Raw genomic sequence first — 21,053 nt, 5'->3', positions numbered from 1 at the left:
CACTCAACTAATTCCTCTCGCTCTTAGAGCTCTAGGAATGGATTTTCGTTGTGGCCTAGCTCCATCATGCGTCTCGAGTCGACATTGAAAATATAATAAAGATTCATTTTAAGCGTGATTTTCATCTATCTCAAACACTAGTTTCTGTTAGTGTCCCAGGCTCCATTATCGCTATATTTATTTAAGCGTCACTTATTGATCGCTATCTTTCTCTTCTGGAATAGGGAAGTAGTCGAAGATCTTACCTGATGTGAGTGCTTCACTTAAGTCGCCTAACCATTCATAATAACGCTTAGAATGTTCCATTTGGTCATAGATGATTTGCGCTTGTTCTTTCGTATCTTCATCAACATCGTTCGCTTCGAGTATCGTCTCGATTTCATCTTCAGATTTACGTATCGCTTCCATGTTGAGCTTGATTTCACGATTCCATTTCATAGAGAAATAGTTAGCGAAGAAAGTAAAGAAATCTTTCTCAGCTACAAAGTGTTGTTTACGACTACCACGTATAAATTGTTGTTTCACAGCATCAAACTCTTGAAGTTTCTTCACACCGGTACTCATACTTGGTTTGCTCATCTGCAACTCAGTACGCATTTCATCAAGCGTCATTGCTTGTTGACCAAACACCATAGTACCGTAGAGATTACCGACACTGCGGTTCATTCCATAAAGGTCCATCGTCTCACCAATTGAGTTAATGACATGATCTTTCGCATGGGCCAGCTTTTGTTGATAATTTGTAGAACGTGGCATACCTACACCTCCAAATACGATTACCTTCATTGTACCATGAACGCACACGATTATATATCCATTTGTAAAATTAATTAAATTTTTATTGAACAAATCTAACAGCTTGCGCCTGTACATTTTACTATGAGAAAGGTAAGTCAATCCTTTGTGAGTTCGCGTTGTAACACCTATAATAAGAACAGTAAGTGATGTAGAAAGGGTAAGCAGTAATGGAGACGCGTTATTCTAGACAAATCTTGTATAAAAATATAGGAAGTGAAGGTCAAGAACAATTGGCGCAATCGCATGTGCTCATCGTAGGTATGGGCGCATTGGGCACACATGTGGCTGAAGGGTTGACTCGCTCTGGTGTAGGTGAGCTAACGATCGTGGACAGAGACTATATTGAATATAGTAACTTGCAAAGACAAACTCTGTTCACTGAATTGGACGCGCAGTCTGCATTGCCGAAAGTCGTGGCTGCTCAAAAAGCATTAGAGGCAATTCGAAGTGATATCCACATCCACAGTTACATCGCACATGTCGATAAGGTCTTCTTAGATAAGCATGGCAAAGATGTGGACTTAATCATCGATGCCACGGATAACTTTGAGACGAGACAGCGTTTGAACGACTTCGCTTATCAACAATCGATACCATGGATTTACGGCGCAGTAGTTCAAAGTACTTATACGGAAGCTGCGTTTATTCCCGGTCAGACGCCATGTTTCAATTGTGTGATGCCAACCCTTCCATCAATCAGTATGACCTGCGATACAGTGGGCGTGATTCAACCCGCTGTGACGATGACGACGAGCCTACAAATTCGCGATGCTCTGAAGTTACTGACCAATAAAGAGGTGGCGCCACGATTGACCTTTGGCGATATTTGGGAAGGCAGTCACCACACGATAGGTTTCGGTCGTATGCACCGTGATACTTGTGAAACGTGTGGTTCTCACCCTACTTATCCTTATCTTAATCAAGCTGATCGTCAATATGCAGTACTTTGTGGTAGAGATACCGTCCAATATTACAATCAACATATTTCCCAGGAAATGATTGTGCAATTCCTAGGAACTAAAGGTATGAAATATAAACAGAACGATTACATGCTCATGTTTGAGTTTAAAGGACATCGCATCATAAGTTTTACTGGTGGCCGCATGCTCATTCATGGTATGAGAGATCCAAATCAAGCAGCGACTCTGATTGGTCAGTTGTTTGGTTAATTTACAAAGGGGAGTGATTCATATGGCACATCAACATGAACAACTTGAGCGCACGATTGATTGTGCAGTGCTCACAGTTTCAGATACGCGTGACTTTGAGACGGACAAGGGCGGCAAACAAGTCCTTGAAGCATTGGGTACGAGTGACGTACGTGTGGTTAAAAAGAATTATCAAATCGTGAAAGATGATATTGAACAGATTCAGGCACAAATTAAAGAATGGGAAGATACGGATATCGATGCCATCATCGTTACGGGAGGCACAGGCATTGCTAAACGTGACGTGACAATTGAAGCGGTTCGACCATTGTTGCATAAAGAAGTTGAAGGCTTTGGTGAACTCTTTAGATATTTAAGTTACACGGAAGACGTTGGTACACGTGCGATGCTTTCTAGAGCGTTGGCGGGTACGATTGGCGAGCGTGGCCATCAACTTATCTTTAGTTTGCCTGGCTCTACTGGAGCAGTGAAATTAGCTATGGAAAGACTCATTAAACCTGAATTGAATCATTTCGTATCAGAAGCTACGAAATCTTAGCATGTATAAGTTAAGCCCAGCTCATGAGTGGCATCGCTTCATGCAAGCTGGGCTTTCATAGGATATTAAGATTCTGAACGCGTGTAGTCTCCACTTTTACCGCCGGATTTAGATTCAAGATAGGTTTCGCCGATAATCATTCCTTTATCGACGGCTTTCGTCATATCATAAATCGTGAGCGCTGTTACTGAAGCGGCAGTGAGTGCTTCCATTTCAACACCCGTCTTACCTGTCGTCTTAACAGTAGCTTCAATATTTAAGATATATTGATTGTTATCTGTACACCATTCAAAGTGAATGTCGATGCCAGTAAGGGGTAGCGGATGGCACATCGGAATGATGTCCGCTGTATTCTTGGCAGCCATGATACCCGCAATTTGAGCAGTATTGAGTACATTTCCTTTGCTGGCTGTATTGTTAACGATTTGATGATAAATTTCATGGTTAACTGTAATACTTGAGTGCGCAGTTGCTGTACGTTTCGTCACGTCTTTCTGTGAGATGTCGACCATCTTTGCACGTCCTTGTTCATTAAGATGTGTGAAATCAGACATGTTATACCTCCTTATGCGAATTTAGTATATCACGAATTGAAAAGAGAAGGAGCTGATTCAAATGTCAGTAGAAAAAAGAACACCGATACCAGTAAGTGAAGCCATTCACCGTGTCGTTCAACAAGATATTACGATGCCGACACGCCAAGTGAAATTAGCAGACAGTACAGGATACATTTTAGCAGAAGATATTGTGGCAACATATGAAATTCCACGCTTCGACAAATCGCCGTATGATGGTTATGCATTGCGAGCACAAGATACAGAAGGCGCGAGTGGGGATAACCGTTTAGAATTTAAAGTTATCGATCACATCGGTGCCGGCTCAGTATCGTCGAAAGTGGTTGGAGAAAGAGAAGCAGTACGTATCATGACTGGAGCAAAAGTTCCTGAAGGGGCGGACGCCATCGTCATGTTGGAACAAACAGTAGAGAGTGAAGATAGTTTCACTATTCGTAAACCTTTCCAAGTTGGAGATAACATCGCGCGTAAAGGTGAGGAAACTCAAATCGGCGATGTAGTGCTTGAACGTGGTCAACGTATTAATCCAGGAGCGATAGCAGTGCTTGCTACGTATGGCTATAGTGAGGTACCAGTTTATGAGAAACCGAGTGTCGGCGTCATTGCGACAGGTAGTGAATTGCTGAATGTAGAAGACGAACTTGAAGAAGGTAAGATTCGTAACTCTAATGGACCGATGATTGCCTCACTGAGTCAGCAACTTGGTTTGGAAGTTGAAACCTATCAAATCCAACAAGATGATCTCGAAAGCAGCATCGAAGCAGTTAAACGTGCGATGCAACAACACGATATTATCATTACGACAGGAGGCGTATCTGTCGGCGACTTCGATTACCTACCAGAAATTTATAAAGCGATTGACGCAGAAGTCTTATTTAATAAAATTGCGATGCGTCCAGGTAGTGTAACGACGGTTGCGGTTGCGAATGATCAATATTTATTTGGACTTTCAGGTAATCCATCTGCTTGCTTCACAGGTTTCCAACTTTACGTCAAACCTGCCGTAAATAAAATGATGGGAGCGCAAGCGTATTATCCTCAAGTGATTCAGGCTACTTTAATGGAAGACTTTGGTAAACCAAACCCCTTTACACGTTTCATCCGTGCAGAAGCAACACTCGATGGACAACAGATGACAGTAACTCCAGCTGGCTTCAATAAATCAGGTGCGGTCGTTTCCATCGCTCATAGCAACGCGATGATTGTGTTGCCGAAAGGTACGAGAGGTTTCAAGAAGGGCTACACTGTGAATGTCATCTTAACTGAATCTCACGCGTATGAAGAGGATCTCAATTTATGATTCTGCAAGTCGTTGGTTATAAAAATTCTGGAAAGACGACGTTGATGCAACATATTGTGAGACAAGCGAAGGATTTGGGAATCACTGTCACAACGATTAAGCATCATGGTCATCAAGGAGAAGATATCGTGCTTCAAGATGCAGATGTAGATCACATGAAACATTTTCGTGCTGGGGCAGATCAAAGTATCGTGCAAGGTAACGATTATCAACAAACAGTGACGCGTAGTACGAAACAAAATCTTTCAGAAATCATCGAGCAATCTGTTACAATAGATTGTCAACTCATCCTAGTAGAAGGATTTAAACAAGCTGATTACCCAAAGGTCATTGTTGCACGTGAAGCGACAGCGTTGAAGGAATTGAGTCAACTATCCGAAGTGAAATATCAATTGAATTGGGATGCAGATCCAGAATTACAACACTTCGACCAATGGTTATTAAAGGAATTAGAGGGATTGAAATAAATGAAACAATATGAAGTGGTGACTGAACCTATTCAAACAGAACAATATCGCGATTTCGTAGTGACACCGCATCAAGGTGCAGTAGTCGTTTTTACAGGCCATGTTCGCGAGTGGACGAAAGGTGTTAAGACGGAGTATTTAGAGTACGAAGCATACGTTCCGATGGCAGAGAAGAAACTCGCGCAAGTTGGTGCAGAAATCGAAGAACGTTGGCCAGGAACGATAACAGCCATTGTCCATCGTATCGGACCTCTGCAAATTTCTGATATTGCCGTATTAATTAGTGTTTCTTCGCCACATCGTAAAGATGCGTACGCGGCAAATGAATATGCCATCGATCGTATCAAAGAGGTAGTGCCGATTTGGAAGAAAGAAATTTGGGAAGACGGTGCAGAGTGGCAAGGGCACCAACGTGGTTATTATAGTGACGCGACGAGAGGTGATCAATAATGAGAATCTTATACTTTGCCGAGATTAAAGAAATATTAAATATGGATCATGAAGATATTGATTTAAGTTATGACTTAACGGTAAGTGATTTTAAAAAAGATTTAAGTGACCGTCATCCTGAAATTCAAGATAAAGCCTTTCAAATTGCGGTAAATGAAGAATTTGTACGTGATGATGATGTCGTTCAACCTAACGATACAGTAGCATTGATACCACCAGTAAGTGGAGGTTGATGTATGCGCGCAGTGATATTAGCTGGAGGGCATTCAGAACGTTTCGGTTCACCGAAAGCCTTCGCGAAGATTAATGGAGAAACATTTTACCAAAGGCTCATACAAACGTTGAAAGAGACGGAATGCTTTGATGATATTCTCATTAGTACTAATACGCAGTTAGCCCGGGCGTTTGAGGCTGAGCAGGTCGTTACAGACTTAGATACGCACAAAGATAAAGGGCCGTTAGCTGGTATATACACAGCGTTTCAATATGGTTCACAGCCTGACGCGTTGTTTGTCGTGTCAGTAGATACGCCTATGGTGACGGTAGAAGCGGTTCAGCATTTACGCGAGGTGTTTGAGCAGCGTGTTAAAAATGAAGGTACTGATATTGTAGGATATCAAGATGACAAGTACGCGATTCCGACACTTGCTTTCTATCATTCGAGTGTTCAGCCACAGTTACAAGAGGTGTTGGAATCCGATGATTTCAGTATGAAACATCTATATCGACAAGTTTCAACGTCATGGATTGATGTTGGAGAGATTCCACAACCATCGTATTGGTATTGGAATATTAATTATCAACAGGATTTAGAACAGTTACGAGAAGCGTTAGATTAAGTAAGGAGGGAGACGCATGGTAGCACAAATCAAAGATAAGTTAGGCAGACCGATACGAGATTTGAGATTATCAGTAACGGATCGATGTAATTTCCGTTGTGATTACTGTATGCCGAAAGAAATCTTTGGCGATGACTATGTCTTTCTACCTAAGAATGAACTTCTAACGTTTGAAGAAATGGAACGCATTACTCGGATTTATACTAAGTTGGGCGTGAAGAAAGTCCGTATTACTGGTGGCGAACCTCTACTCAGACGTAATCTGTACCAACTTATCGAACGTTTAAATCATATTGATGGAATTGAGGATATAGGTTTAACGACTAATGGCTTATTATTGAAAAAACATGGACAAAAGCTTTATGATGCAGGCTTACGTCGTATTAACGTGAGTCTAGATGCAATTGAGGACGAGGTCTTTCAAGCGATTAATAACCGTAATATTAAAGCGTCAACGATATTACAACAAATTGACTATGCAGTCAGTATTGGTTTCCACGTAAAAGTTAATGTAGTCATCCAAAAAGGTGTGAATGACGACCAAATCATACCAATGGTGCAATATTTCAAAGATAAGGATATTGAAATTCGGTTTATTGAATTTATGGACGTTGGTAATGATAACGGCTGGGACTTTAGTAAAGTCGTTTCTAAAGATGAAATGCTTCAGATGATTGAGTCTGAATTTGACATTTCACCTGTTCCACCGAAATATTATGGTGAAGTAGCGAAATATTATCGTCATAACGATAATGGAGCGAAATTCGGGTTAATTACAAGTGTTTCTGAATCGTTCTGCTCAACTTGTACACGTGCCCGCTTATCTTCTGACGGTAAATTCTACGGTTGTCTCTTTAGTGAAGTTGATGGCTTTAATGTGAAAGCGTTGATGCGTAATGGGGCTACTGATCAAGAGTTGGAGGATCAGTTCAAAGCGTTGTGGCATATTCGTGACAATCGGTATTCTGATGAGCGGACAGAACAGACTGTTGCGAATCGTAAGCGCAAGAAGATTAATATGAATTATATAGGTGGATGACGACAAAGAGAAGAAGATTCTTTTATGTTTTTCTGACAACAATTCTCTCTTGCTTAGGGGGTCGCACTCAACTGATTTTATTCGCTCAAAGAGCGAATAAAATGGATTTTCGTTACGACCGTGATCCCTCAGGCGTCTCAAGTCGTTCTTTAAAACCAATCATTTATTTACTGTTCTTCTTCTCCTATTGATCAATAAAAATAACCCGTGAATGACGAGGAGATAATTATCATTATCTCCTCGTCATTCACGGGTTATTTTTATCATTTTAACTAAATAGAAAGCTTATTCAACCTCATATTGTTTAGCTTTATGTCCATGTAAGAGGAAGTAGAGTACGGTAGTGAATAATGCCACGATAGCCATAAGACCATATAGTTGTGCATAGGACATCACGTTGATTAAGAAACCAAGCAAGTAAGGTCCAATACCTAAACCTAGGTCTAAGCCGATAAAGTAAGTGGATGTCGCTACACCATATTTCTCAGGTGGTGATACTTTGATTGCTACAGCTTGCATAATAGAAGAAATGGTACCGTAACCTGCTCCTAAGAGAAGTCCAGCTACTACGAGTAACCAGCTGCTTGAAGTAAAGTACAGACATACGTACGTTAAGATCAAGCAGATGAACGATGGATAAGCTACGACATTCTCGTTATATTCGTCCATCATACGACCAGCAAGAGGGCGAGTAACGAGAGAAGAAATCGCATAGAATATAAAGAAGTAACTAGAAATCGTTACGAGATTAATTTCCTGCGCATAGTCTTTGATGAAGGACAAGATAGATGAGTACGTCAAACCAGAAAGTACCATCAGAATAGCAACTGGTACTGCTTCTTTCGCAATAAAGTGACTTAAGCTAAAGCCTTTCTTAGCTGGTTGTTTGTCCTCTTTCTTTTCTTCTTTCGCTGTCGTATCGAAAGTGACTTTAATAAAGAATGATGTAACGAAACTTACGATACCACATGCGAGACAAAGACCAAATAAGACTTCAATCGGATAAAGGTTAGATAAGAAGAGTCCACAGAATGGTCCAACAGCAGTTCCGATAACTAAACTGAGTGAGAACATGCTGATACCTTCACTTTTACGCTCAGGTGGTGTCACATATGCAGCGATTGTCCCAGTAGCCGTCGTAGTCACACCTGTAGCGATACCGTTAATAAGACGGGTAAACATAAGGAAAGTGAGTGAACCTTCAATAAAGTAACAGAGTTGCGTAATGAGCAAGAATCCTAGACCGATAAGGAGTGTCTTCTTCGGTCCGAGTTGATTGACGTATTTACCTGTAGCGAATCGGCCGATGAGTGAACCGATGATAAAGAGCCCTGTTACTAGTCCAGCAATACTTGTTGATGCATGATAAACATCAACGGTATAGCTTGCGACAATAACAATGAGTAAATACATGCTGAGATAGACTAAGAAGTTCGTTAAGAAGTTAATGTTGAAACTCTTAGTCCAAATAGGTGTCTTAAGTTGATCGGTTGATTGCAATTAAGATTCCTCCTCTATTGAATGAATTTGTTCGTATATTGTAGTTAACGTGCGCATCGTCGTTTCGATATCTTCTGTCGACAAATTTGTTTCTTTAATGAGCTGCTCTTGGATCTGGGCAATTTCACCATAAATTTCATCAAAGAGCGCTTGGCCTTTGTCAGAAAGTGTCAGCCATTTTTGACGACGGTCAGTACCTGGCGTAACTTCGAGCAAGGATTTCTCTGCTAATACCTTAAGAATCTTACGCGCAGTTGGTTTTTCAATTGCTCTGCGCTGTGAAATCTGAACGAGTGTCGTCGGTGCATGTAGGGCAATATCTTTGAGTACGAGCCATTGACCGTTGTAGAGTTCATGCTTTTCAAAGATAGGACGACAGAATTTGACATACGGACGATAGATTGACGTGATGCTATTAAATAAGTCTGAATTGTTCATAACGCACTCCTTATTTTTGTAAAATGGTTAGCCTTGCTAACTAAATTCGACTTATATAGTATACGATGTATTAAAGTTAATTTCAATAGGGTGACTGGAATTTTTTATAAAAATAACGTTTAGAAAGCAATGTAGAGCGGTTTCTGTTATGCTAGATGACAAGTTAGGTCGTTTGGAAAGTGCAGAAATAACGAAATAGAGCGGAGGGGTAGGATGACTTTGAAGTTGGATCACATTATCCATTATGTGCAACGTTTGAAAGACTTTAACTTTCCTGGAGATGTATTGAAGATTCACTCAGGGGGTAAACATGAACGACTAGGGACACACAATCGCTTAGTTTATTTATCTAATGCTTATGTTGAGCTGTTAGATATTTATAAAATTGAACAGTTACAAAAAATCGTGAAATCAGAAGAAGGACGTGTCTCGTTTCCGTCTAAAATTGTACAAGATGGCTTTCGACAAGGATTTAAGACGCTTGCATTTGAGACAGATGATATAGAGAAAGAGAAGCAACGTTTGGAAGCCAATGGTGTTGAAGTGATCGGTCCGATTAAGATGGATCGAGAGAATAAGAAAGGCGATAAGAAGACGTGGCGGTTGTTGTATATTGCTGATAATGATTACTTGGTTAAACCGCCGTTCTTTATTCAGTGGGATCAAGATGCAGAGCAACGTTCAGAACAACTTGCACCGTTAAGACAGAATCATTTTACTATCACGTCAATCAATATTGAAAGTACAGATCGAGCGGTGACAATGGCACGTTGGCAGAAATGGTATCAGATGGAAGTTTCAGAAGATAATGAGGATTTCACTGAATTGAAGATAGGAAGCGATGAAGTTGTCTATCGTATCTTTGACGGAGAGCGTTCGTCATATAAATCCATAGTGATACGCGATGAAGAGACCACTTCACCGTATTCCTTTATCATTCGTGGAGGAGAGTATCGTTTCGTCTAGTCGTCAATAGATATAGGTATAAGCTGTATGTGCGATGATACCGGCATGAATTAATGTAATCAATAGAGTAATCACGCTTATCCATGTCGTTAACCGTGTTGTACGAATGAGCAGAAAGACAATGGTCATGACGAGCGAGAATGCGACGAGCATGACTTTTAAACTAAAGTTGTTAATCGTTAATGGATGTGTGATGGCTTGGACGACAAAAATCATATTGATGATGGCTATAATAGAAAGCATGATGATACGCATAATTTACTCCTCTGTCTAACATGTTATATTTAGAATAACAAATCATAACCTTGTACGTGAAAGCGCAGGCTTTTTTAAGTATAATAATAGTTACTGGTTCAGATACAAAGGAGACATTTAAATTGATGGAAAGAATGAATATCACAAATCAAGAACATGATGCGTTCGTGAAATCTCATCCCAATGGCGACTTACTACAGCTCACACAATGGGGCGAGACGAAGAAATTAACAGGTTGGTATTCGAAACGTATCGCTGTAGGAGAGAATGGAGAAGTTAAAGGTGTCGGTCAGCTATTGTTTAAGAAGATACCTAAACTTCCTTATACATTATGTTACGTTTCCCGTGGTTTCGTAACAGATTATACGAATAAATTAGCACTCAAAGCGCTCCGAGATGAAGCGATTAAAGTTGCGAAACGTGAGAAAGCATATGCGATTAAGATTGATCCAGATGTAGAGGTCAATAACGGCATTGAAGCATTGCGTCATCTGAGAGCACTTGGTTTTAAACATAAAGGCTTTAAAGAAGGTCTGTCTAAAGATTATATTCAACCACGTATGACGATGATCACGCCAATTGACAAGTCAGATAAAGAACTCATCCAAAGCTTTGAACGCCGTAACCGTTCTAAGGTGCGTACGTCATTGAAACGCGGCACGAAAGTTGAACGCGCGAGTCGCGATGGCTTGAAGACGTTCGCTGAATTAATGAAGATTACTGGTGAACGCGACGGTTTCCTTACACGTGATGTCAGCTATTTCGAGAATATCTATGATGCGTTGCACCCAGACGGCGATGCGGAACTCTTCCTCGTTAAACTCGAACCGAAACCTGTATTGCAAGAGCTAGGTGAAGAGTTAGAGAAACTCCGTCAAGAGCGAGAAAAATTACAGAATAAGAAACAAGATAAGAAGACACAAAACAAATTGAACGATAATCAGAATAAGACTGCGAAGACAGAAGACTTGTATAAAGATATGCAAGAATTAGAGGTGCAGCATCCTGAGGGTGTTTACCTTTCTGGTGCACTCCTCATGTTCTGCGGTGAGAAATCTTACTATCTTTACGGTGCTTCTTCCAACGACTATCGTGATTTCTTGCCGAACCATCACATGCAGTTCGCGATGATGCAATATGCACGTGAACACGGTGCGACGACATATGATTTCGGCGGTACAGACAACAACCCTGATAAAGACTCCGATCATTATGGTTTGTGGGCGTTTAAAAAGGTTTGGGGCACGTACTTAAGTGAGAAGATTGGTGAGTTTGACTACGTCTTAAATAAACCACTCTATCTTGCAATTGAGAACCTTAAACCGAAACTCACGAACGCGAAGATTAAATTATCACGTAAGTTGAAACGTAAGAAATAAGTGCGGTTGGATAAAATAAAAGGGCGTGGCTCTACGCAGTAGCTGTCTGAGTTCGATAAGGCTAACAGACTGTCGAATGCTAGACAGTTTCGAGGGGGAAACATTGCAAAATCATAGATTTCTGTGTTTCTTTCGAGCGAGAGTCATAACATTGAGAATTAATAAGTTTTAATTTTGCCCAGTCTCATTAGTTGAATGCAGCCCCTATGCAAGCGAGAGTCATAACATCGAAAAATGATTCTTTAGATAGTAAATCCATTTTCAATTGATGAATACATTCATAACAACACACTCAACCGAGCTAGCCAAGAGATCGACTTAGCCATCTCTTAGCTAGCTCTTTTTAATATGTGAGAAAAGCTGAATGATACCCCTTTTACACAAAAGACGCGCTAAATCAAAATAAATGTGAACACTCGCACGCAATTCCACAACCGCTATACTCTTTAACGCAGAGTTGTGGTAAATTTAAAGTAATACATAGAAGTTGGAGGTTACATAACGGATGATCAAGAAGTTACTGCAGTTCTCATTAGCAAATAAATTTGCAATCTTCCTAATGGTGTTGCTCGTCATATTAGGCGGTGTGTACGCTAGTGTGAGGATGAAACTAGAGCTGATTCCAGACGTTGAACAACCAATGATTACAGTTCAAACGACGGAACCAGGTGCAACGCCAGAGACGATTAAGACAGATATCAGTGATAAGATTGATGAGCAAGTGAGGTCAATGTCGAAAGTATCGAACGTCAGTGCACAGTCAACAGCCAATGCCTCAATGGTAACGGTAGAGTATGAGAATGGCACTGATATGGACAAAGCAGAGAATGACCTCAAGAAAGAAATAGACAAGATTAAGTTTAAAGACGAGGTCAAAGAACCTGAACTCGTTCGTAACAACATGGATACATTCCCGGTTGTCGCATACTCTTTTACTAATAAAGATAACGATCTCAACGATGTGACTAAGAAAGTGAAAGAGAATCTCATTCCGAAATTACAGACAGTGAGCGGTGTTCAGAACGCTCAAACGAATGGACAAACTCAGCGTGAAGTGGCGATTAAATTTAAGAACAAAGCACTTCAAGAGAAAGGCCTCGATGCGCAAAGTGTTCAAGATTATATCAAAGACTCGTCTGACGAAACGCCACTCGGACTCTTCCAGTTTGACAAGAAAGAGAAATCAATCGTAGTCGACGGTCAGTTCCGTTCAGTCGATGATTTAAAGCAATTGAAGATTCCTTTAGATATTGGACAAAGTTCTGACGATCAAAGTTCTGACGCTTCTAAGAAGAAGAGTGAGACTTCAACTGTGCCGTTATCTGACATAGCGGATGTCAAAGAAGGCGACGTGCGTGATTCCATTTCTCGAACAAATGGTAAAGATGCGGTGAATGTCCAAGTGACGAAAGCACAAGATGCAAATACAGTACAGGTTGCATCTGATGTGAGAGAGAAGATTAAACAATTTACGAAAGATAATCCTGGTTTGAAAGCAACGAAAGTGATGGACACAGCGAAACCGATTCAAGATTCTATCTATACGATGGTTGAAAAGGCTGCAATAGGTACGATTGTAGCGATTATCATTATTCTCTTATTCCTGAGAAATGTTCGTACGACAGCCATCTCTATCGTCTCAATTCCGATGTCCTTGCTTATTGCACTCGTAGCGATGAAACTATGCAATATCTCACTCAATATACTTACGCTCGGTGCTTTAACTGTAGCAATTGGCCGTGTCATTGATGACTCTATCGTGGTCGTTGAGAATATCTATCGACGGTTGACGAAACCAGATGAGGAAGCACGAGGGGAGCATTTGATTATCGATGCGACACGCCAAGTATTTAAACCGATTATGTCGTCAACATTTGTAACGATAGTTGTGTTCTTGCCTTTAGCCTTTGTGACAGGTTCAGTTGGGGAGATGTTCCGACCGTTTGCGATTGCGATCGCCTTCAGTCTATTGGCGTCCCTCCTCGTTTCCATTACCATTGTTCCAGCTTTAGGTGCGACTTTATTTAAAAAGGGTGTACGCAAGAAAGCATTTGAATCATCACTGGGCTCCGTAAGTAAAGGCTATCGTCGTGTGCTTTCGTGGTCATTAAATCATAAATGGATCGTCATTATCGTAAGTACGTTCGTGTTAGTATTAACGATTGCATTGGGTGGTACACGTATCGGAACGAGCTTCATCTCTACAGGTGAAGATAAATACCTTGCTTTAACTTATTCTCCTGAACCAGGTGAAACAGAAGAAGGAGTGCTTGACCATGCCGAGAAAGTTCAGAAATACTTAAACAATAAAGATAAAGTGAAGACAGTTCAGTACTCTGTCGGTGGCGCGACACCAACCGATCCAACGGGTAGTACGAACAGCTTAGCCATCATGGTTGAGTATGATAAGAATACACCTCACTTTGACGAAGAACCTGATAAAGTGTTGAAACACATCGAGCATTTTAAACAGCCAGGTACGTGGAAGAACCAAGATTTAGGAACTGGTGGAGATAACAATAGTCTAGAGGTTAAAGTTAAAGGTGAATCTTTAGATAAAATTAAAGCGTCGTCAGCTAAAGTTGAGAAATTGATGAAACAACAGAAATCGCTCGCTAATGTGAAATCAGACTTATCACAAACATATGAGCAATATCAAGTGAAGGTCGATCACAACAAAGCGGCTGATAATGGCATCAAAGCGAAACAACTTGCGCTTGCATTGAATGAGAACGCGCCAGAAGAGACGCTAACGACAGTTAAAGACGGTGGCAAATCGATTAATGTCAAAGTCAAACAAGATAAAGAGACGCATTGGTCTAAAGAGAAGTTGGAGAATATCAGTTTGCCTACACCGACGGGTAAAGTAGTGAAACTCAGTGATATCGCCACATTAGAAAAAGGTAAAACACCAAATAAACTTGAAACAGAATCAGGCGATTACATGACTTCTGTGACTGGTAAGGTAACGAATAAAGACGTTGGTGGCGTATCGAATGATATCATTCAGAAAGTGAACAAGATTGATAAACCGAAAGACGTCAGCATAGATATCGGTGGTGCGACGGATGATATTAAAGATGCGATAACGCAACTTTCTATTGCAATGATTGCAGCTATTATCATTGTTTATCTCGTGCTCGTCCTAACATTTAAAGGGGCACTCGCACCATTCACGATTCTCTTCTCATTACCTTACACGGTGATTGGTGTCATCATCGCGTTACTCATCACAGGAGAGACATTCTCAGTTTCAACGATGATTGGTATGTTGATGTTGATCGGTATCGTTGTGACCAACGCGATCGTGTTGATCGATCGAGTAGTAAACAACCAACAACGAGGTATGACAACGGAAGAAGCATTATTAGAAGCGGGCGGCACTCGTATTCGTCCAATCTTAATGACTGCTTTAGCAACAATCGGGGCGTTAGTACCGTTGTTATTCGGTCAAGACAGTTCCGTATTGATTTCTAAAGGCTTAGCAGCGGCTGTAGTTGGTGGACTCATTTCATCTACACTATTGACCCTTATCGTTGTACCTGTAATTTATGAAATTCTATTTACGTTAAAGGATAAGATTGTAAAACATGGTGATAAATAAGTCATCTTTGACAAGTTAAAGATGAAGACCCATTTCATACAATGAACCTAACCGTCCATTGCTCGGAGTTGAGTGGATGACCTGCGCTTGATTTAAAAAGGCCAAGGTAACGTCAATATTCAACTTTTTGAGTTATGGGCGGTTTCTTTAATTGTAGGGGAGGTTGAGGTTGGCTCTGAAGAGGTAAAAACGAAGAACTAAAATAGCTCCTTGCTAGAACGAATTGAGAGTGATCGAACTCGAAATTTCTCACAATCTCAAAGCTAACAAGAAGCTAATAAAGTAATATATTAGAATTTATTATGAAAGCATATAGTAGCTAATGAGTTTCATAGCGATTTATCTATTTTATCTAAGCTTAATACATTGTAAGGAAGTTAATCAGTAGTAATAGAAGAGAGGTTAATAATTTAACGTTTGTTTTAATTTATAGTGTTTTCAATGTCTACTCGTAACGATTGAGAGTATTAGGTCACAGTAGAAATGAGAGCCTGGAATAATTATATAAATTAACTTCAGAGGTAAATGATAAGCACGTTTGAATTCAATTCTTGAATAGATTTTCAATGTGTACTCGAGACGCTTGATGGAACTAGACCACAACGAAAATCCATTCTTAGAGCTCTTTGAGCGAAAAGAATTAGTTGAGTGTGGTCCTACGCAGTAGTTGACTGAATTCGAGATGGCTAACGCTTTCTCGAACTCTAGTCAACTTTGCGGGGTAAGCACTACGAAATCATAGATTTCTGTACTTTTCCCAAGCAAGCGAGAGTTATAACATTGAAAATTAATAAGTTTTAATTTAGTCCCAGGCTCTTGTTAAATGTGATTTCACTAAGCACGAATGAGTCCAATTGTTGTCACTCATTTTTAATACATTACAATCGTTAAGATCAAGTAAATCACGAAAAGAATAACAGTAAGAATGTTGAGTAAGCTTACACCCTTCTTATCATGTTTACTATGTTTGAAACCAGTGATTTCCACATTGGCCACTAATAAGAAGAGAACGACGAAGACCCACCAATTAGCTGCTGGGAATGATACAGTCGTTAACGCAACGACGAACAGTAACAATACAGCCATGATAATACGCAATATCGTTGTAAAGATGGTCTTCATCTTAAAAATACTAATGTAAGCAACGATTAAATATAAAATAGGTAATAGAATCAAGTAAAGTTGCATGGGATGATATCCTTTCTTAAGTGATGCAAACGTTAGTATCGACGTTTGTAGATTATTGTTCTTCTCTCATCTTAGCACGTACATCTGAGATTTGTTGCTCAATGTCCTCTAATTGTTTGATAAGTGGATCTGTTTCAAGGCCAACAGATTCACGTTTATCTAAATCGTTCTGCAAACGAACGTAGTCATATTTCAATTCTTCTAATTGTGAATTTAAATCCATAGCGATACTCCTTTACTCAGTGATAATTATGATTGTTCTAATATGATATATAACGCTATTTGCTTATCAATCGAAACTAAGCATTTCCTCACGATTATAACACGAAATAGATTGCTTCTAAACTAACTATCATCTGTGTTAAAGTAAATCAGTATGGTAATTTCTGATGTCTGAAAGAAGGGATAGTGTGACGCTTCAATTTATTATAATCATCATATTAATTGCACTTGGCTACTTCCTTAAACGAATGAATTTCTTTAAAGCGAACGATAGTCAAGTTTTTGCCACACTCGTAATTAACGTGACCTTGCCTTCACTCGTTATCGTTAATCTAAATAGTGCGGATTTAGATATTTCTCTATCTATCCTGCCTGTCATGATGATTCTCTATGGTGTGATTGCGAAAGCGATTATGCTTTGGCTGTTCATGAAACACAATAAGCAGGTGCGAGGAACGATGGGCATGATGATCGCATCACTTAACATTGGTATCTTTGCTTATCCGTTAGTAGAAGCAATTTGGCCTGAGAAAGGACTCATTTACTTCGGTATGGCTGATATTGGTGGGGCAATCGTGATGTTCGGTATTACTTATCTTGTTGGAAGTCATTTTAGCAGCAATGGTCAGCCATTTAGCTTTAAACAACTAGTAATCAGCTTAGTTAAATCTGTCCCACTCGTGACTTATGTAGTCATGTTTATATTAAATATGAGCAACATTCACTTGCCTTCAGCGATGATTCAGTTCTTTGATGTGTTAGGAAAAGCCAATATGCCACTTTCAATGATATTATTAGGCTTAATGTTGAACTTTAATATTGAGAAACATTTCTTACCACTCGCATGGAAATATATTGTCAGTCATTATGCACTAGGTGTTATCGCAGGCTTACTCGTTCACTTCTTCTTACCAGTGAGCGATCCAATGATCAAATCGACACTCCAAGTCGCTTGGTTGTTACCTGTAGGTGTCGCAATTATTCCATATGCGCTTCAATTCAGATATAAGACCTTGCCGTTAATTGGTATGGCGTCGAATAGCACGATTCTAATCAGCATTATTATTCTATATCTCTATCAAGCCATTGCAGTTTAATGGGCAAAAATAAAGGTCGGAAGTACAGGTGTATGCGTCCTGTTTTCCGACCTTTTCTACATTGTTATTGAAGATTGTTAGCGACGAATTTAAACTTCTTATATTCATTATTAACCACAAAACCGAGTTCGTTGAAACGTTCGACAAGTTTACTATTTTTACTACGAATCTTAAAGTAGACCTTTTTCAACTCATAGTTTGTAAAAGCAAAATGTAATACATATTTCAATAAGTCGAATGCAATACCTTTAAAGCGGTAATCTCGATGACTCGTGAAATATTTAATTTCAGCGATGCGATTGTTAGGATTCACTTGAAGATAAACGTAGCCTTTTAATAAACCTTCAGACATATAGATGAACAAGCGATTATGTTCGTCCAAAGAATCTACGATATCTTCTGCACTCATTTCTGCTCGCTTAAAGGCTTTATCATGAAGCTTGCGAAACGCTCTGAAGTACGCTTTGTGATATTCAGTGATTGTAGGGTGGGATGAGGCGAGTGCTTCGGATTGGTCAGGGTAAGCTTCTAAGTAATAATCCGTAAAGTTGTAAGCGACGTTCATCGCTTTCATCTCACGCGCATACGTTTGAGTTTGTGCTTCATAAGAGAAATTGAAATTCGCTTCGGGTGGTTGAGCTTGGTACATATGTTTAAACAATGCATCTTGGTCTTCGATTGATAGTGTATAATCTGTTTGAACGATAGGGCCGATGACTTTATAGCGTTCGGTATCATATGTAAATGCAAAGAGGACAGCTTTAATGTCATCATCTTCGACTAACGCAAAGACACCTGGGTTATCTATCGCTTGATCAAGCATTTGGTTGATATGCGCATGTTCTTGAGGAAGTTTATAAAGGTATGATGTCTTGTCATAGTTCGCATGTTCAATAAAGTTGAGTATCGTCTGAGTATCAGTGAGTTGAGTTATATTCATATCAATGGCCTCCGTATGAGTTTGATATTGCGTAATCTTGGCTTCTTACTTAACCTTATTATATGTAGAAATGGCTAACGTATCAAATCGACGTGTTACAATAGAATAACTAGACGAGAAAGGAAAGAGTTATGAAATCATTAATATTAGCAGAGAAGCCTTCAGTAGGTAAAGATATCGCGCAGGCATTACATATTGATCAACAGCGTAAAGGTTACTTTGAGAATAAACAATATATCGTCACATGGGCGTTAGGGCATCTCGTGACGAACGCGACACCTGAACAGTATGATAAGCATTGGAAAGAATGGCGTCTGCAAGATCTACCTATCATCCCTAAGTATATGAAATCTGTCGTCATACCGAAGACGAAACACCAATTTAACACGGTGAAGTCGTTATTGACGCGCAAAGATGTAAAAGAGATTATTATTGCGACAGATGCAGGACGCGAAGGGGAGCTCGTAGCGCGTTTGATTCTAGATAAAGTTAAAAATAAAAAGCCAATCAAGCGTATATGGGTAAGTTCAGTGACACGTAAAGCCATCCAACACGGTTTCAAACATTTACAGGATGGGCGCAAATATAATTCATTGTATCGTGCGGCGCTTGCTCGTAGCGAAGCGGATTGGATGGTATTAACGCGACACGTGCGTTGACTACGAAATACGATGCTCAACTCTCGCTTGGTCGTGTACAGACACCTACAATTCAACTGATTCAAACACGCCAAGAACAAATCAATCACTTTCAACCGCAAGAGTATTTCACGTTAAGTGCACACATTAACGGAGCAGCCTTTAAATGTGAACAACCGCGCAATGTTTCTGATAAAGCAGAATTGCAATCGTTAATTCAACAATTGAAAGGCAAGCAGGCGAAGGTTGTGAAAGTGAATGAGAAACACAAGAAATCATATCCGCAACATCTATTTAGTTTGACGGATTTACAAGAAGCGGCGTAGAAACGCTATCGTTTTACAGCCAAAGAGACATTGAATACACTTCAGAATCTCTATGAGCGTCACAAATTAGTGACGTATCCACGTTCAGATTCGAATTATTTAACGGATGATATGCTGGGTACGTTAAAGGAGCGTTTAGACGCAGTGATGACAACGTCATTGAAACCGCATGCGAAAGTTTGTCGCCGAACGCATTTTACACATAAGAGTCATTTTATCAATAATAGTAAAGTCTCTGATCACCACGCAATTATTCCTACTGAGGTGCGTGTGGATCTTAACGCTTTGTCGGCGAGAGAACAGAAACTTTATATGCTCGTGGCTGAACGTTTCGTTGAGAACTTACTTCCGCCAGAGCGCTATAGCCAGCTTACAGTTACTGCACAAATTAGTAAGTATCCTTTCGTTTTCAAAGAGCGTGTGACTCAGGAGCTAGGGTATAAGGCAGTGAGTCAGGGGGATAAATCTGTTTCGTCTTCCACTGTGCATTTTACTCAAGGGAAAGCTTACTCTGTTACAGACTTTAACATCTATACTCATCACACTGAGCCACCTGAATACTTTAACGAGGGTAGTTTGTTAAAAGCGATGGAGAATCCTCAGAAATATATTGATGTGCAGAATAAGAAGCATGCTGAAACATTAAAGTCTACTGGAGGTATCGGTACAGTAGCGACACGTGCAGATATTATTGAAAAGTTATTTAACATGAATGCGATTACGCAAAATGACGGAAAAATTAAGGTGACTAGCAAAGGAAAGCAAATTCTAGAATTGGCACCTCAACAGTTAACCTCTCCGATTATGATAGCGGAGTGGGAAGACAAGTTGAGTCAAATTGAGCGTGGCAATTACAATGCGGGACAGTTTATGAAAGAAATGAAGTCCTTTACTCAGGAAATCGTAGACGAGATTAAGGCGAGCGAGCAAAAATATAAACACGATAATTTAACTACCACGGAATGTCCAACATGTGGGAAGTTTATGATTAAAGTGAAGACAAAGCACGGACAGATGTTGGCATGTCAAGATCCGACTTGTAAGACGAAGAAGAACGTACAGCAGAAGACGAATGCACGCTGTCCTAATTGTAAGAAGAAATTGACACGCTTTGGTAGAGGAAAGCAAGCAGTCTATCGTTGTGTCTGTGGTTATAGTGAAACACAAGCTCAAATGGATCAACGTCATAAAAATAAAAAGGCAGATCGAGCATCTAAGAAAGATATGAAGAAATATATGGGCAAAGACGAATCGATGCAGAATAATCCGTTTGCAGATGCGCTCAAAGATCTGAAATTATAGTTTGCAGCAGTTTAAAATCTAAG

At 39.9% G+C, this 21,053-nt stretch carries 20 protein-coding genes and 1 pseudogene; 13 read left to right on the top strand and 8 right to left on the bottom strand.

The annotated features are described in order from the left end of the window. Positions 1-192: 192 nt before the first annotated feature. Entirely contained in the window at positions 193-756 is a 564-nt protein-coding gene (cudC, locus tag CD039_RS07325; RefSeq protein WP_103371758.1) for a choline uptake/conversion transcriptional regulator CudC, read from the bottom strand. A 209-nt stretch (positions 757-965) separates the two neighbouring features. Here cudC and CD039_RS07320 point away from each other — a divergent pair, with 209 nt between their 5' ends. Both CD039_RS07320 and CD039_RS07315 read left to right on the top strand, forming a co-directional pair. Next, positions 966-1,967 carry a ThiF family adenylyltransferase gene (locus CD039_RS07320; protein WP_103371757.1) on the top strand — a complete coding sequence of 334 codons (1,002 nt, stop codon included), beginning with the start codon at positions 966-968 and terminating at the stop codon, positions 1,965-1,967. A 22-nt stretch (positions 1,968-1,989) separates the two neighbouring features. Continuing rightward, positions 1,990-2,505: a MogA/MoaB family molybdenum cofactor biosynthesis protein gene (locus tag CD039_RS07315; RefSeq protein WP_103371756.1), complete on the top strand. Its 516-nt coding sequence runs from the start codon at positions 1,990-1,992 to the stop codon at positions 2,503-2,505. A gap of 65 nt (positions 2,506-2,570) precedes the next feature. Here CD039_RS07315 and moaC read toward each other — a convergent pair whose 3' ends face one another. After that, positions 2,571-3,059: a cyclic pyranopterin monophosphate synthase MoaC gene (gene moaC, locus CD039_RS07310; RefSeq protein ID WP_103371755.1), complete on the bottom strand. Its 489-nt coding sequence runs from the start codon at positions 3,057-3,059 to the stop codon at positions 2,571-2,573. Positions 3,060-3,120: 61 nt separating this feature from the next. Here moaC and CD039_RS07305 point away from each other — a divergent pair, with 61 nt between their 5' ends. The 6 genes from CD039_RS07305 to moaA are packed head-to-tail and all read left to right on the top strand — an operon-like array spanning position 3,121 to position 7,175. Next, complete coding sequence (locus tag CD039_RS07305) at positions 3,121-4,380, top strand: molybdopterin molybdotransferase MoeA (RefSeq protein WP_103371754.1); 1,260 nt, start codon at positions 3,121-3,123, stop codon at positions 4,378-4,380. Continuing rightward, complete coding sequence (gene mobB, locus CD039_RS07300; protein WP_103371753.1) at positions 4,377-4,847, top strand: molybdopterin-guanine dinucleotide biosynthesis protein B; 471 nt, start codon at positions 4,377-4,379, stop codon at positions 4,845-4,847. Before CD039_RS07305 ends, mobB begins: the two co-directional genes overlap by 4 nt. After that, a complete protein-coding gene (locus CD039_RS07295; RefSeq protein WP_103371752.1) occupies positions 4,848-5,297 on the top strand; it encodes a molybdenum cofactor biosynthesis protein MoaE in 450 nt (149 codons plus the stop codon). After that, positions 5,297-5,530: a molybdopterin converting factor subunit 1 gene (moaD, locus tag CD039_RS07290; RefSeq protein ID WP_002471294.1), complete on the top strand. Its 234-nt coding sequence runs from the start codon at positions 5,297-5,299 to the stop codon at positions 5,528-5,530. Before CD039_RS07295 ends, moaD begins: the two co-directional genes overlap by 1 nt. A gap of 3 nt (positions 5,531-5,533) precedes the next feature. Beyond that, positions 5,534-6,136 (top strand): molybdenum cofactor guanylyltransferase MobA, encoded by a 603-nt coding sequence (mobA, locus tag CD039_RS07285; protein WP_103371751.1) that lies wholly within the window; start codon positions 5,534-5,536, stop codon positions 6,134-6,136. A gap of 16 nt (positions 6,137-6,152) precedes the next feature. Next, complete coding sequence (gene moaA / locus CD039_RS07280) at positions 6,153-7,175, top strand: GTP 3',8-cyclase MoaA (protein WP_103371750.1); 1,023 nt, start codon at positions 6,153-6,155, stop codon at positions 7,173-7,175. Positions 7,176-7,460: 285 nt separating this feature from the next. Here the strand turns inward: moaA and CD039_RS07275 are convergent, their stop codons facing one another. After that, positions 7,461-8,675 carry an MFS transporter gene (locus CD039_RS07275; protein ID WP_103371749.1) on the bottom strand — a complete coding sequence of 405 codons (1,215 nt, stop codon included), beginning with the start codon at positions 8,673-8,675 and terminating at the stop codon, positions 7,461-7,463. Next, the gene (locus tag CD039_RS07270) at positions 8,676-9,113 is read right to left on the bottom strand and encodes a MarR family winged helix-turn-helix transcriptional regulator (protein WP_103371748.1); all 438 of its coding nucleotides are present in this window, start codon (positions 9,111-9,113) and stop codon (positions 8,676-8,678) included. A 213-nt stretch (positions 9,114-9,326) separates the two neighbouring features. Here CD039_RS07270 and CD039_RS07265 point away from each other — a divergent pair, with 213 nt between their 5' ends. Next, positions 9,327-10,079, top strand: a complete 753-nt coding sequence (locus CD039_RS07265) for a VOC family protein (protein WP_103371747.1) — start codon at positions 9,327-9,329, stop codon at positions 10,077-10,079. 3 nt (positions 10,080-10,082) lie between these two features. Here the strand turns inward: CD039_RS07265 and CD039_RS07260 are convergent, their stop codons facing one another. Further along, complete coding sequence (locus CD039_RS07260; RefSeq protein ID WP_103371746.1) at positions 10,083-10,334, bottom strand: hypothetical protein; 252 nt, start codon at positions 10,332-10,334, stop codon at positions 10,083-10,085. 125 nt (positions 10,335-10,459) lie between these two features. Here CD039_RS07260 and CD039_RS07255 point away from each other — a divergent pair, with 125 nt between their 5' ends. Both CD039_RS07255 and CD039_RS07250 read left to right on the top strand, forming a co-directional pair. Next, positions 10,460-11,713, top strand: a complete 1,254-nt coding sequence (locus CD039_RS07255; RefSeq protein ID WP_103371745.1) for a lipid II:glycine glycyltransferase FemX — start codon at positions 10,460-10,462, stop codon at positions 11,711-11,713. Between the two features lie 505 nt (positions 11,714-12,218). Further along, on the top strand, positions 12,219-15,317 hold the full coding sequence (locus CD039_RS07250; protein WP_103371744.1) for an efflux RND transporter permease subunit: 3,099 nt from the start codon (positions 12,219-12,221) through the stop codon (positions 15,315-15,317). An 870-nt stretch (positions 15,318-16,187) separates the two neighbouring features. Here the strand turns inward: CD039_RS07250 and mspA are convergent. Both mspA and CD039_RS11860 read right to left on the bottom strand, forming a co-directional pair. After that, positions 16,188-16,505 (bottom strand): membrane stabilizing protein MspA, encoded by a 318-nt coding sequence (gene mspA, locus CD039_RS07245; protein WP_103371743.1) that lies wholly within the window; start codon positions 16,503-16,505, stop codon positions 16,188-16,190. Positions 16,506-16,557: 52 nt separating this feature from the next. Then, complete coding sequence (locus CD039_RS11860) at positions 16,558-16,728, bottom strand: SE1832 family protein (protein WP_002471302.1); 171 nt, start codon at positions 16,726-16,728, stop codon at positions 16,558-16,560. A 187-nt stretch (positions 16,729-16,915) separates the two neighbouring features. On the opposite strand from CD039_RS11860, the gene CD039_RS07240 reads away from it, so the two are divergent. Further along, a complete protein-coding gene (locus CD039_RS07240; RefSeq protein ID WP_103371742.1) occupies positions 16,916-17,824 on the top strand; it encodes an AEC family transporter in 909 nt (302 codons plus the stop codon). Positions 17,825-17,888: 64 nt separating this feature from the next. Here the strand turns inward: CD039_RS07240 and CD039_RS07235 are convergent, their stop codons facing one another. Next, positions 17,889-18,764: a GNAT family N-acetyltransferase gene (locus tag CD039_RS07235; RefSeq protein WP_103371741.1), complete on the bottom strand. Its 876-nt coding sequence runs from the start codon at positions 18,762-18,764 to the stop codon at positions 17,889-17,891. 131 nt (positions 18,765-18,895) lie between these two features. Between CD039_RS07235 and CD039_RS07230 the strand changes: the two are divergent. Then, positions 18,896-21,030 (top strand): annotated as a pseudogene (locus CD039_RS07230) (DNA topoisomerase III). Positions 21,031-21,053: the final 23 nt, after the last annotated feature.

Source organism: Staphylococcus argensis, from assembly GCF_002902305.1.
Taxonomy (GTDB): Bacteria; Bacillota; Bacilli; order Staphylococcales; family Staphylococcaceae; genus Staphylococcus; species Staphylococcus argensis.
The sequence above is the reverse complement of the archived record's forward strand: the minus strand, read 5'-3'. Positions and strand labels throughout refer to the sequence as shown.

Excerpts from the sequence above, each read along its gene's own strand:
- CD039_RS07305 (WP_103371754.1), top strand. The coding sequence starts at position 3,121 with ATGTCAGTAGAAAAAAGAACACCGATACCAGTAAGTGAAGCCATTCAC.
- CD039_RS07235 (WP_103371741.1), bottom strand. The coding sequence starts at position 18,764 with ATGAATATAACTCAACTCACTGATACTCAGACGATACTCAACTTTATT.
- moaC (WP_103371755.1), bottom strand. The coding sequence starts at position 3,059 with ATGTCTGATTTCACACATCTTAATGAACAAGGACGTGCAAAGATGGTC.
- moaD (WP_002471294.1), top strand. The coding sequence starts at position 5,297 with ATGAGAATCTTATACTTTGCCGAGATTAAAGAAATATTAAATATGGAT.
- CD039_RS11860 (WP_002471302.1), bottom strand. The coding sequence starts at position 16,728 with ATGGATTTAAATTCACAATTAGAAGAATTGAAATATGACTACGTTCGT.
- CD039_RS07265 (WP_103371747.1), top strand. The coding sequence starts at position 9,327 with ATGACTTTGAAGTTGGATCACATTATCCATTATGTGCAACGTTTGAAA.
- mspA (WP_103371743.1), bottom strand. The coding sequence starts at position 16,505 with ATGCAACTTTACTTGATTCTATTACCTATTTTATATTTAATCGTTGCT.
- CD039_RS07320 (WP_103371757.1), top strand. The coding sequence starts at position 966 with ATGGAGACGCGTTATTCTAGACAAATCTTGTATAAAAATATAGGAAGT.
- CD039_RS07295 (WP_103371752.1), top strand. The coding sequence starts at position 4,848 with ATGAAACAATATGAAGTGGTGACTGAACCTATTCAAACAGAACAATAT.
- mobA (WP_103371751.1), top strand. The coding sequence starts at position 5,534 with ATGCGCGCAGTGATATTAGCTGGAGGGCATTCAGAACGTTTCGGTTCA.
- CD039_RS07260 (WP_103371746.1), bottom strand. The coding sequence starts at position 10,334 with ATGCGTATCATCATGCTTTCTATTATAGCCATCATCAATATGATTTTT.
- CD039_RS07270 (WP_103371748.1), bottom strand. The coding sequence starts at position 9,113 with ATGAACAATTCAGACTTATTTAATAGCATCACGTCAATCTATCGTCCG.
- CD039_RS07250 (WP_103371744.1), top strand. The coding sequence starts at position 12,219 with ATGATCAAGAAGTTACTGCAGTTCTCATTAGCAAATAAATTTGCAATC.
- CD039_RS07315 (WP_103371756.1), top strand. The coding sequence starts at position 1,990 with ATGGCACATCAACATGAACAACTTGAGCGCACGATTGATTGTGCAGTG.
- cudC (WP_103371758.1), bottom strand. The coding sequence starts at position 756 with ATGCCACGTTCTACAAATTATCAACAAAAGCTGGCCCATGCGAAAGAT.
- moaA (WP_103371750.1), top strand. The coding sequence starts at position 6,153 with ATGGTAGCACAAATCAAAGATAAGTTAGGCAGACCGATACGAGATTTG.
- CD039_RS07255 (WP_103371745.1), top strand. The coding sequence starts at position 10,460 with ATGGAAAGAATGAATATCACAAATCAAGAACATGATGCGTTCGTGAAA.
- mobB (WP_103371753.1), top strand. The coding sequence starts at position 4,377 with ATGATTCTGCAAGTCGTTGGTTATAAAAATTCTGGAAAGACGACGTTG.